The 11,075-nt window shown below is 70.6% G+C and carries 13 protein-coding genes, 1 tRNA gene and 1 pseudogene; 5 read left to right on the top strand and 10 right to left on the bottom strand.

The window, feature by feature from the left end; all coding sequences use genetic code 11:
* Positions 1–274 (top strand): annotated as a pseudogene (locus IEZ12_RS38750) (ATPase); the annotation flags it as partial.
* A complete protein-coding gene (gene bagB, locus IEZ12_RS19925) occupies positions 271–1,416 on the top strand; it encodes an ATPase BagB (RefSeq protein ID WP_043915103.1) in 1,146 nt (381 codons plus the stop codon). The pseudogene IEZ12_RS38750 and the gene bagB, both read left to right, overlap by 4 nt.
* Before the next feature lie 37 nt (positions 1,417–1,453).
* Here the strand turns inward: bagB and IEZ12_RS19920 are convergent, their stop codons facing one another.
* Entirely contained in the window at positions 1,454–1,777 is a 324-nt protein-coding gene (locus IEZ12_RS19920) for a WhiB family transcriptional regulator (RefSeq protein WP_035864045.1), read from the bottom strand.
* 400 nt (positions 1,778–2,177) lie between these two features.
* Here IEZ12_RS19920 and IEZ12_RS19915 point away from each other — a divergent pair, with 400 nt between their 5' ends.
* Positions 2,178–4,436 (top strand): transglycosylase domain-containing protein, encoded by a 2,259-nt coding sequence (locus IEZ12_RS19915; protein ID WP_189273242.1) that lies wholly within the window; start codon positions 2,178–2,180, stop codon positions 4,434–4,436.
* 137 nt (positions 4,437–4,573) lie between these two features.
* On the opposite strand, the gene IEZ12_RS19910 is transcribed toward IEZ12_RS19915, so the two are convergent.
* Complete coding sequence (locus IEZ12_RS19910) at positions 4,574–5,029, bottom strand: GatB/YqeY domain-containing protein (RefSeq protein WP_100588144.1); 456 nt, start codon at positions 5,027–5,029, stop codon at positions 4,574–4,576.
* A gap of 131 nt (positions 5,030–5,160) precedes the next feature.
* Here IEZ12_RS19910 and IEZ12_RS19905 point away from each other — a divergent pair, with 131 nt between their 5' ends.
* Positions 5,161–6,105, top strand: coding sequence for a metallophosphoesterase (locus tag IEZ12_RS19905; RefSeq protein ID WP_189273241.1), 945 nt, complete (start codon positions 5,161–5,163; stop codon positions 6,103–6,105).
* Between the two features lie 88 nt (positions 6,106–6,193).
* A tRNA-Pro gene (locus IEZ12_RS19900) sits at positions 6,194–6,267 on the top strand.
* A gap of 65 nt (positions 6,268–6,332) precedes the next feature.
* Here the strand turns inward: IEZ12_RS19900 and IEZ12_RS19895 are convergent.
* From IEZ12_RS19895 to IEZ12_RS19860, 8 genes are all read right to left on the bottom strand, one after another.
* Positions 6,333–7,511, bottom strand: coding sequence for a tyrosine-type recombinase/integrase (locus IEZ12_RS19895; RefSeq protein ID WP_189273239.1), 1,179 nt, complete (start codon positions 7,509–7,511; stop codon positions 6,333–6,335).
* Positions 7,508–7,738 carry a helix-turn-helix domain-containing protein gene (locus IEZ12_RS19890; protein WP_189273237.1) on the bottom strand — a complete coding sequence of 77 codons (231 nt, stop codon included), beginning with the start codon at positions 7,736–7,738 and terminating at the stop codon, positions 7,508–7,510. The genes IEZ12_RS19895 and IEZ12_RS19890 overlap by 4 nt, the downstream gene beginning before the upstream one ends.
* The gene (gene repSA, locus IEZ12_RS19885; protein ID WP_229847711.1) at positions 7,735–9,141 is read right to left on the bottom strand and encodes a replication initiator protein RepSA; all 1,407 of its coding nucleotides are present in this window, start codon (positions 9,139–9,141) and stop codon (positions 7,735–7,737) included. The genes IEZ12_RS19890 and repSA overlap by 4 nt, the downstream gene beginning before the upstream one ends.
* A gap of 73 nt (positions 9,142–9,214) precedes the next feature.
* The gene (locus IEZ12_RS19880) at positions 9,215–9,397 is read right to left on the bottom strand and encodes a hypothetical protein (protein WP_189273235.1); all 183 of its coding nucleotides are present in this window, start codon (positions 9,395–9,397) and stop codon (positions 9,215–9,217) included.
* A gap of 101 nt (positions 9,398–9,498) precedes the next feature.
* A complete protein-coding gene (locus tag IEZ12_RS19875; RefSeq protein ID WP_189273233.1) occupies positions 9,499–10,038 on the bottom strand; it encodes a GGDEF domain-containing protein in 540 nt (179 codons plus the stop codon).
* 77 nt (positions 10,039–10,115) lie between these two features.
* Entirely contained in the window at positions 10,116–10,652 is a 537-nt protein-coding gene (locus IEZ12_RS19870) for a DUF6197 family protein (protein ID WP_189273231.1), read from the bottom strand.
* A 13-nt stretch (positions 10,653–10,665) separates the two neighbouring features.
* Positions 10,666–10,863 (bottom strand): hypothetical protein, encoded by a 198-nt coding sequence (locus IEZ12_RS19865; RefSeq protein WP_030919755.1) that lies wholly within the window; start codon positions 10,861–10,863, stop codon positions 10,666–10,668.
* Positions 10,864–10,876: 13 nt separating this feature from the next.
* Positions 10,877–11,068: a mobile element transfer protein gene (locus tag IEZ12_RS19860; protein ID WP_189273230.1), complete on the bottom strand. Its 192-nt coding sequence runs from the start codon at positions 11,066–11,068 to the stop codon at positions 10,877–10,879.
* Positions 11,069–11,075 lie beyond the last annotated feature (7 nt).

Genomic DNA, 11,075 nt, shown 5'->3' with positions numbered 1-11,075 from the left:
CCGCGAGGAGGTCGCGCTGGCCCTCGGCGAGGCCGGCCTCGGCGGGCGCTCGCGCAAGCCGGAGACGGTGCGGGCCGCCGTGGAGCCGCTGCTCGACCCGCTGCTGGAGCAGGCCCGGGAGCACGCCGAACGGGTCGAGCTGGAACGCACCCAGCGCATCGACCTGCAACAACTACGGCTCCCCAGTTACGAGTTGCCCCTGCTCGGCGAGGGCGTGGACCTGGGCGGCCTGTACCGGCTGGCGGGCGAACTGAAGCGGCAGGGAGCGGCATGACCGGGCTGGACATCGACACCCTGATCGACGACCCGGCGACCCGGATCGTGGTCTGCTGCGGCTCCGGCGGCGTCGGCAAGACCACCACCGCCGCGGCGATCGGCCTGCGCGCCGCCGAACGCGGCCGCCGCGTCGTGGTGCTGACCATCGACCCGGCCCGCCGGCTCGCCCAGTCGATGGGCCTGACCGAGCTCGACAACACCCCGCGGGTCGTCAAGGGCACCCGGGGGGACGGCGAGCTCCAGGCGATGATGCTGGACATGAAGCGGACCTTCGACGAGGTCGTGCTCGCCCACGCCGAACCCGACCGCGCCCGGGCCATCCTGGAGAACCCGTTCTACCAGTCGCTGTCGGCCGGTTTCGCGGGCACCCAGGAGTACATGGCGATGGAGAAGCTCGGCCAGCTCCGCGCCGAGGACCGCTGGGACCTGATCGTCGTCGACACCCCGCCGTCCCGCTCCGCGCTGGACTTCCTGGACGCCCCCAGCCGCCTCGGGTCGTTCCTGGACGGCAAGGTGATCCGGCTGCTCACCGCCCCCGCCAAGGTCGGCGGCCGCTCCGCGATGAAGTTCCTGAACGTCGGCATGGGGCTGATCACCGGCACCCTCGGCAAGATCTTCGGGGCCCAACTGCTCACCGACATCCAGACGTTCGTCGCCGCGACGGACTCGATGTTCGGCGGCTTCCGGGAACGCGCCGACCGCACCTACCAGCTACTGAAGGACGACGGCACCGCGTTCCTGGTGGTCGCCGCGCCCGAGCGGGACGCGCTGCGCGAGGCCGCGTACTTCGTCGACCGGCTCGCCGCCGACGCCATGCCGCTGGCCGGCCTGGTGCTCAACCGGGTGCACACCACCGGCGCCCCGCAGCTCACCTCCGAGCGCGCACTGGCCGCCGCCGAGGCCCTGGAGGAGAACGGCACCGCCACCTCGACCGTCGAGGCCGAGACCCTGGCCGCCGGACTGCTGCGCCTGCACGCCGAACGGATGCAGGTCATGGCTCGGGAACGGCGCACCCGCGACCGCTTCGCGTCGGTCTACCCGGATGTGCCGATCGTCGAGGTGCCCGCACTGCCCGGCGACGTCCACGACCTGGACGGACTGCGGGCCATCGGCCACCGCCTCGGCTCCCCCGCCGAGTGAGCCGAAGGCCCGCCGCACCGCCCTTCGTGACGAACCGTCAGCCCGCCTGGGCGTAGTCCCGCAGGACCACCCCGGTGGCCAGCGACTCCTCGTACTCGGTGCGCGCGGTCTCCAGCAGCCTGCGCCAGGACCCCACGGTCGGACGCCGCCGCAGCAGCGCCCGACGCTCGCGCTCCGTCATTCCGCCCCACACGCCGAACTCGACGCGGTTGTCGAGTGCGTCCGCGAGGCACTCGGTGCGCACCGGACACCCGCTGCACACCGCCTTGGCGCGGTTCTGCGCCGCCCCCTGCACGAACAGTTCATCCGGATCGCTCGTGCGGCACGCGGCCTGCGCGCTCCAGTCGTCCACCCAGCCCATCCCGGCGCCGTCCTCTCCCGATTCGGGGCTCCCCCACGGCGGCAACGGCATATTCACCGTTGCCAGTTGAGGACGTTACGGAAGAACGACACAACGCAACAGCCCCTGTCGGCCCAATCTCGAATGACCCGATCGGACTATGGGTGTCCGATAGCTCACTCGTTGGAGTGATTGCAGGTCGTGGGCCTTGCCGGGGCGGAATGGTGCGTTTTCGTCACGGTGTGCAACAGCGGCCCGCCGTGCAGCTGCCGGAATTCGGTGCAGAATCCCCCGAATCGGACAAAGCTCATCACTCACAAGAGTGATGGTGATGAACGGAGCGAAGCTGTCGCAGTCTTGTGACAAGCGTAGGCGAACACCTGCCCCCCTGTACGGGATTCCGCAACGTAGGGTTCTCCCCATGGCAGCTACGCGATCCACGGGTACCGCTCTGGACAAGGCAGGTCTCGGCGTCAAGTTCCTGGGCAGCGCCGTGCTGGCCGGCATCCTGGTCGCCGGAATGGCGCTGCCGGCCGTCGGAGCGTTCGGCCTGACCGCCAAGGACACCGCCGAGTCGTTCGACAACATCCCGGACGACTTCAAGACGCCCACCCTGTCACAGGCGTCGATGATCTACGACGCCAAGGGCGGCCTGATCGCCAAGGTGTACGACCGCGACCGCACCATCCTCACCGCCGAGCAGATGGCTCCGGTGATGCGCCAGGCCCAGGTCGACATCGAGGACGCCCGCTTCTACGAGCACGGCGCCGTCGACCTCAAGGGCGTGCTGCGCGCCGCCACCAAGAACGCCGAGTCCGGCACCACCGCCCAGGGCGCCTCCACGCTCACCCAGCAGTACGTGAAGAACGTCTTCGTCGAGCAGGCCGGCGACGACCAGCAGGCCTTCCTGGAAGCCACCAAGAAGAGCATGGGTCGCAAGATCCAGGAGCTGAAGTACGCCATCAAGCTGGAGGAGGACCTGAGCAAGGATCAGATCCTCACCAACTACCTGAACATCACGTTCTACGGCCACCAGGCGTACGGCATCGAAGCCGCCTCCAACCGCTACTTCAGCAAGAGCGCCAAGGACCTCACCATCCCCGAGGCCGCGATGCTGGCCGGCCTGGTGCAGAACCCCTCGGCGTACGACCCGATCACCCACCCGCAGGCCGCGCAGACCCGCCGCAACACGGTGATCAACAAGCTGCTGGAGTACAAGCACATCTCGCCGGACGACGCGAAGGCCGCGATCGCCTCCCCGCTCGGCATCAAGTACTCCGAGCCGCAGAACGGCTGCATCACCGCGCAGAACGGCATGGGCTACTTCTGCGACTACGTGCGCCACGTGATCAAGCAGGACCCGGTGTTCGGCAAGACCGCCGCCGAGCGGCAGAAGGTCTGGACGCAGGGCGGCCTGCGGATCAACACCACGATCGACCCGGACAAGCAGCACGACATGTACAACGCGGTCACCAAGAAGGTCTACGTGACCGACAAGGTGTCCGCCGCCGGCACCATGGTCAAGCCCGGCACCGGCGAGATCCTCGCGATGGCGCAGACCCGCCCGTACGGCCTGGACGAGTCCAAGAAGCAGACCGTCCTCAACCTGAACGTCGGCTCGTCCATGGGCGGCGGCGGCGGCTTCTCCCCCGGCTCGACCTTCAAGCCGATCCTGGCCGCGGCCGCCCTGGAGAACGGGGTGCCGATCACCCAGGAGCTCTCCTCGCCGCCGAAGATGGACTACCCCAAGGTCTCCACCTGCGAGGGCACCTGGGTCAACAACACCAAGCCCATCGCCACCGTGTCGAACGAGTCCGACAAGGAGATCGGGCCGTACAACATGCAGGTCGCCATGCAGAAGTCGGTCAACACCTACTTCGTGCAGCTGGAGCAGCAGACCGGCCTGTGCCCGATGAAGCAGATGGCCGACAAGCTCGGCGTCGGCACCCTGGCCAACGGCAAGAAGCTGGAGGAGGTCCCCTCCATGGTGCTCGGCACCCAGGAGGTCAGCCCGCTCCAGATGGCCTCGGTCTACGCGGCCTTCGCCGCCCGCGGCACCTACTGCACCCCGATCGCGCTGACCTCCGTGGTCACCAGCGACAACAAGAAGCTCGACGTGCCGAAGGCCAACTGCGGCCCGGCGATGTCCGAGAGCACCGCGGACGGCGTCAACACCCTGCTGCTCGGCGTGACCGAGAAGGGCACCGGCTCCTCCCTCGGCCTCGACGACGGCCGCCAGATCGCCGGCAAGACCGGTACCACCGACTACCGGTACGCCGCCTGGTTCACCGGCTACACCCCCGACCTCGCCACCTCGGTCTGGCTCGGCGGCGTCGGCGGCAACGTGTCGATGAAGGACATCACCATCGGCGGCAAGTACTTCGGCTCCGTCTACGGCGCCGACGGCCCCGGCCCGATCTGGCAGATGGCCATGAACGACGCCCTGGACGGCACCCCCAAGAGCACCTTCCAGGTCGTCAACATCGCCCCGCCGACCACCACCCCGCCGGCCACCGACAACCCCGGCGACCCCTCCGGTGACAACGCCGGCGGCGGCAACGGCGGTGGGAACAACGGCGGCGGCAACGGCGGCGGGAACCCCGGCTGGCCGACCGGCGGGACCGGAGGCTTCACCTTCCCGCCCACCGGCGGCAACTCCGGCAAGCCCGGCCACCGCTGACCGGCGCCACTCGATACAGCTGAAGCCGCCCGCCCGGAGAGGATCTCCGGGCGGGCGGCTTCAGCTGTATCCGCTTGTTCTGCCTGTATCCGCTTGTTCTGCCTGTGTCGGTACGTCTCCGGGCGGGGCGACCGGCGTCAGCCGGCCAGGGCGGCCTTCACCGCGGCGGCCACCCGGCCGCCCTCCGCCTTGCCCTCGACCTTCGGACGCACCAGCTTCATCACGGCACCCATGCCCTGCGGGCCGCTCGCCCCGGACTCCGCCACCGCGGCGGCCACGATCGCGGCCAGCTCCTCGTCCGTCAGCTGCTTCGGCAGGTACGTCGCCAGCACCTCGCCCTCGGCCCGCTCCCGCGCCGCCTGCTCCGTCCGACCGGCGCCCTCGAAGGCCTCCGCGGCCTCCCGCCGCTTCTTCGCCTCCTTGCCGATCACGTGCAGCACCTCGTCGTCGGACAGCTCGCGCTTCGCCGTGCCCGCCACCTCGGCGCTGGTCACCGAGGCCAGCGTCAACCGGAGGGTGGACGAGCGCAGCTCGTCCCGTGCCTTGATGGCAGCCGTGAGGTCCTCGTGCAGCTGCTCCTTGAGCGTCGTCATGCCGCCGATTCTGACACCTGTCCCGCCCCGCCGCCGCACCTTTACCTGCCGGTTCGCACTGACGGCCCGTCACCTTCCGGCGACCCCCGGGCGCTTGCCCGACTTTTCGAACAGTCTGCGACCATGGACCGATGCGACTGCTGTACTCCGTCCCGCTCGGTGTCGCCGCCACCGGCGCTGCCTGTCTTGTCTACGCCGCCGGGTACGAGGTCCGCTCGTTCCGCCTGCGCCGCGTGGAGGTTCCGATCCTGCCCGCCGGAGCGCGGCCGATCCGGATCCTCCAGGTGTCCGACATCCACATGGTCACCGGACAGACCAAGAAGCAGCGCTGGCTGCAGAGCCTCGCCGGGCTCCGCCCCGACCTGGTCGTCAACACCGGCGACAACCTCTCCGACCCGCTCGGCGTCCCCGCCACGCTGGACGCGCTCGGCCCGCTGATGGACTTCCCCGGCGTCTACGTCTTCGGCTCCAACGACTACTACGGCCCCGCCCGAAAGTCGCCCACCCGCTACCTCAAGGCCCTGCGCAGCGGCGTCCACGGCCTCAACAACCCCGACGGCAGCGGCCGCCGCGGCATCAGCGGCGCCGTCCACAACCCCTGGCAGAAACTCCGCGACGGCTTCGACCGGGCCGGCTGGCTCGACCTCAACAACGCCCGCGGCCGCCTCACCGTCGCCGGCCTCGACATCGAGTTCACCGGCCTCGACGACCCGCACATCCGCCTCGACGACTACGCCGCGGTGGCCGGCGGCCCCTCCCCCGACGCCGACCTCTCCCTCGCCGTCGTCCACGCCCCCTACCTGCGCACCCTCGACGCCTTCACCGCCGACGGCTACCCCCTGATCCTGGCCGGCCACACCCACGGCGGCCAGCTCTGCATCCCCTTCTACGGCGCCCTCGTCACCAACTGCGACCTCGACACCGACCGCGTCAAGGGCCTCTCCACCCACACCGCCGCCGGCCACCGCGCCCACCTCCACGTCTCCGCCGGCTGCGGCACCAACCGCTACACCCCCGTCCGCTTCGCCTGCCCCCCCGAAGCCACCCTCCTCACCCTCACCCCCGCCCCTCGCTGACCAGCCCCTAAACCGGATTTCGTGTCTGGCCCCACCTCCTGTAGAGTTCTACTCGTTGCACCGGAGACGGAAAGCAACAAAGCAGGACCGGGGTATAGCGCAGCTTGGTAGCGCGCTTCGTTCGGGACGAAGAGGCCGTGGGTTCAAATCCCGCTACCCCGACTTCGTAAGTGCAGGTGAGGGCCCTACCGGAGAAATCCGGTAGGGCCCTTCCTCGTTCTGCGTGTCTAACTGAGTGACTGTCCCTCAGGTGAGTGTCCGAAGACGGTGTCCATGACCGTCGCGCCCGTCTGAATCACTGGACGGATCTGCTTCCGGTAGACCTCCTCCGTGACGCTGGTGCTGGAGTGGCCGACCAGCCTGGAGATCTCCTCCAGCGGGACGCCCTTGTCCGACAGGATCGACACGAAGCTGTGCCGCAGCTCCCGGGGCGTCCAATCCGCGGCGGTGATCCCCTCGGCCTTGGCGATGGCCGTCCGGAAGGCCCGACGGACGTGCGACGGGTCCAGCTCGGTGCCGACGGCGGAGTGGAAGACGAGGCCGTTCTCCTGCCACTTGTCGCCGGCGGCGAGTCGGTCCCAGCCCTGGTCCACCCAGTGGTCGAGCAGCGCCTCGACACACCGTGCGGGCAGCGCGAGGGTGCGCCGGGACTTCCGGGTCTTGGTGTCACCGCCGGCCCGGACCGAGCGCCACACCGCGATGTGCGGCGGGATCGGCGGGTCGGCGTTCGGGACGCCCTTCAGGAAGGCGTGGTCCCAGGTGAGCGCCCGCAGCTCCTCGGTTCGGGCGCCGGTGAGCAGTGACACCACGATGTAGGCGTACATGCCGCTCTTCTCCGCCGCTTTCAGCACGGCCTCCGCCTGAGCCAGCGTCAGCGCCTTGGACGGCCGCCCAGCCTGGCCCGTGGGCACGGCGCTCAGCTCGACCACGTTGCGTTTCACCTTGTCGCGGGCCATCGCGCGCTTCACGGCCCGGTTGAGGCAGGAGTGCAGCGCCTGGAGCGTGCGGGTGCTCAGGGTCTTGGCCTTGGTCGCCAACCAGCGGTCCACGTCTTCGGCGCTGAGGTCCCGGAGCTTCCGGGCACCGAGCCCCGGAATGACATGGGTGCGGCACAGGATGGTGCAGGTCTCAACGGTTTTGTCGTCGCGGCCGGCCAGCCCGTACGTCAGCCAGTCGTTCACGGCGTTGGCCACGGTGTAGTTGGTCGGCGCGATGGCGAGGCCGTCCTCGTGGTCCCGCAGGACCTCCTTCAGTTTGTTCTTGGCCTCGGTCTTGGTCTTGCCGCTCCCCCGCTTCATGATGCGCTTCCCGGCCGGGTCGAACCCGAGGCTCGCGCTGGCGATCCAGCGCTGACGCTTCTCGTCCCAGTGGAGACCACCGTCCCCGCGGCTGCGGCGGGTGGTCACTGCCGCCCCCTGGCTTCGCGCTCCAGGAGCGCCACGTAGTCGTTGATGGCGGAGGCCGGGACCAGGCGCGAGCGCCCCTCCTTGACCGTGCGGAGGCGACCGGCGCGGATCAGGTCGTAGACCACGGTGCGGCTCAGCCTCAGCAGCTCCACCACGTCGTCCACCCGGTAGAGCACCGGCAGCGTGCTGTTCCTGCCGCGCGCCGGCAGCTCGGTGGCGGTGGTCATCGGTCCTCCCCTTCGGCCGCGAGCTGGGCCAGCAGTTCCTGTCGGTCGTTGGTGCGGCGGTCATGCAGCTCCCGCGCGACGGCGGCGGCGAGCATGGATTCCCCCGGGCTGTTGCCTGCTCCCGCGAAGGACCAGTGGGCGATTACGAGGGTGTCGGCTTCGGGCAGGTCATCGAGGTCGGGGAGGCCGGCGGCGAGGAGCCGTTCGCGGAGGTCGGTCCGGGCCTGTTCGGCGCGGAAGTCGGCGCGGACCTGGCGGAGCGCGCCGAGGGTGGTCGAGTAGCTGGGCGACTTGGACGAGAAGTGGCCGCGGAAGCCGAGCATGTGCGACCAGTGCGCGAGGAGCCGTTGCGGGTAGAGCGGGTCGAGGTCCCAGCAGGCTTCGATCAGGCGGCGGGTGTGGTCCGGGAGGTCGTGCCGGTCGAGTTCGTGGCGCTCCAGGATGCGGCGGTCAACGGTCTCGGTGGTCTCGGCGCTCTTGGTGGCGTACTTGGCAACGTACGAGGCGACGGCCTGTTCGCTGATCTCCCCGGAGGCGAATGCGCCGATGGGCCGGACGTCGAGCTGCTTGCCCCAGCGCAGCACCCAGGCGGGCAGATCACCGGAGGCGGCCAGGGGGACGCCGACACGGCGGGCGGCGGCCCGGATGGCGTCGTCCAGCAGCGGGACGGTGGCCCAGGAGGGCGGGGCGGTGTCGGCGCCCTCGGGCCCGTCGAGGCGGATCACGGCGTGGAAGTGGACCGCGCCCCGGCGCTGGTACTCGGCGACCTTGCCGAACGAGACCTTCGCCGTTTCGCGGAACTCACCGAGCGTCAGGCCGGCGCGGCGGGCGACTTCGCGGCGCAGGTAGATGGTGAAGCGCCGCCACAGGTCAGGGGCGTGGTTGTTCCAGAGCACGGCGTGCGCGTAGTCGTAGACGTCCGGATCGAGCGGAGTGCCGAGGACGGGTGCGCCGACGGGGTGGGCGGTGCCGCAGCGACAGACGCCGTTGTCGGGGCGGTTGTGGACCGCGCCGAAGGACGGGGCGGTGAGGGTGGCGAAGACGCGGGGGTGCGAGCGCACCGTCTCCGGGACGCCCTTGGTGTCGTCACCCGCGAGTCCGGCACGGATCAGGTGGTAGGTGTCGGCTGAGTAGGTCCGGGCGCACGAGGAGCAGCGGGAGGCACGACGGTTGCCGCACGCGACCTTGAGCCGGTGGCCGGGCTCGTGGTCGGTCGAGTAGCGGTGCCACACGGCTTTCGTCGGCGCGTGCAGGAGGGTGCGGAAGCCCTTGAGGTGGATCGGGTTGGCGCACCCGCCGGTCCGGCGGATCTGGTCTTCGAGCCGGGGCAGGTCGCCGCGGGCGGCGAGCCGGGCGAGGTCGAGGAGAGCGAGGTCGGGTCGCTCGGTGAGCTGGTTCTTCATGGGCACCTCCCTTGGCGGGGAAGCCCGGGGCCGGCGGAGTGTGCCAGCCCCGGGCGCGGGTCGACGGGGCTGGTCAGCTCTGGACGGCGGTCAGCGCGGCGCGACGGGCGGTGCCGCTGCCCTGGCAGGCCGGGCAGGTGACCGGGGCGGTGGTGCGGCTGCCGTCCGGGCGGCGGGTGCCGGTGGCGATGGCGACACGCGGGAAGCCGTCGCAGTTCGGGCAGATGCGGCTCTGGGCGTGGCGGTGCTGGGTCATGATGGTGGTCTCCTTCGCGGACTTCGGTTCGGGGAGGGTTGAGGTCCCCGGCGCGGCGGGATGCTTGGCGGCTTGCTGCCGTGCCGGGGACCGGTTTTGTGTCAGCGGCGGCGTGCGGTGCGGGCGCCGGGCTTGTCGGCGTACATCTGGCGGTCGGCGGCCGACAGCGCTTCGGTGAGCAGCAAGGTGGCCGGGTGCGAGGTGCCGACGGACGCGCGGATGGGCAGCAGTTCGGTGCCGAGGCCGACGGGGTGCATGAGCTGGCCGCGCAGTTCGGGGACGCGGTGTTCGGCGTCCAGGACGACGGCGGCGAACTCGTCTCCGCCGAGGCGGGCTGTGATGCCGTCGGTGCCGCACCAGTCGGCGAGGCGGCGGGCGGTTGCGGCGAGGACGGCGTCTCCGGCGGCGTGGCCGTGGGTGTCGTTGACGGCCTTGAAGTCGTCCAGGTCGATCAGCAGGACGGTGGTGCGCTCGGGGTGGCGGCGGATCAGTCGCTCGGCGCGGGTGGTGAAGCCGTCGCGGGTGAGCAGGCCGGTCAGCGGGTCGCGGCGGGCGGTGGCGAGGCGGCGGCCCAGGACGGTGCTGTGGGCGGTCCAGCCGAGCAGGGGGACGCCGGCGGCGAGGAGTGGGGCGAGGTCCATGGCGGTCCTTCCGGAGCGGGTCGAGGTCTCCGGGGCGGCGGGATGGCTTGGCGGCTTGCTTCCGCCCCGGGGACCGGTCAGATGCCGAGGGAGAGGGCGCGGGCGGAGGCCCGGTCGAGCAGGTGGTGCACGTCGCTCTGACGGGTCGTCGGGGCGTCGTTGAAGACGTCCGGGGAGGCGACGGCCCGGCCGGTGGTGTGGAGGACTTCCATCACCTGGTTGCGGGCCCGGCTGACGGTGTACGGGGTGCCGTAGCCGTTGAGCAGGACGGCGGTCTGCGCGCCGAGGAGGCAGACGCGGCCGGCGGAGTCCCACAACCGGCCCTGGACCCAGCCGACTTCGGCGAGGTAGCGGGAGGTGAGCCGTAGGTGGTCGGCGACGGACAGCTCCACCGGCCGGGCGGGTCGGTGTGCGAGCCGGTCCAGTACGGACAGTCGCGGTTGCGGGAGACCAGCGTTCCAGCGTTGGGCGATGCTGCCGTAGTCACAGATGAAAGGCCTGACCGCGCGGGCCTGAAAGGGCAGCGTGGCCAGGTACGCCTCGATCTCCGCGACCAGAGCCGAGCCTTCGGGGGTGAGCGACAGTGAGTCCGGCAGCAAGAGGGTGGCGTTCACGGTCGGCCCCCGGTCACTTCTGCTGGGTGGTGTTGATGACGTCGACGCCGGAGCGGGTGGTGCCGTCGATGACCGGGGCGAGGAAGGTGTTCGCCAGGTAGAAGCCGAACAGGCCGATGACGACGGCGACCCAGATGCGGATGTTGAGGAAGCGGACGACGGCCCAGGCGCCGACGCCGAGGACGAACACGAGGGGCAGGGTGACATTCATGACGGGTCTCCTGTCAGCGGACGGTGCAGCGGTGGGTGCGGGCGGCGATCTCGGCGGCGGCGCGGCTGTCGTAGTCGGCGGAGAAGCCGCAGCGCGGGGCGGTGCAGGCGGCGGTGTGCTTCTCCCGGCCGCGGTTGTCGAAGTAGGTGCCGACCTGGACAGGGCCGATGCGCATCACGTTGCGCAGGCGGATCGGGCGGGGCATGGGTGTC

Source organism: Kitasatospora griseola, assembly GCF_014648555.1.
GTDB lineage: Bacteria > Actinomycetota > Actinomycetes > Streptomycetales > Streptomycetaceae > Kitasatospora > Kitasatospora griseola.
The sequence above is the reverse complement of the archived record's forward strand: the minus strand, read 5'-3'. Positions and strand labels throughout refer to the sequence as shown.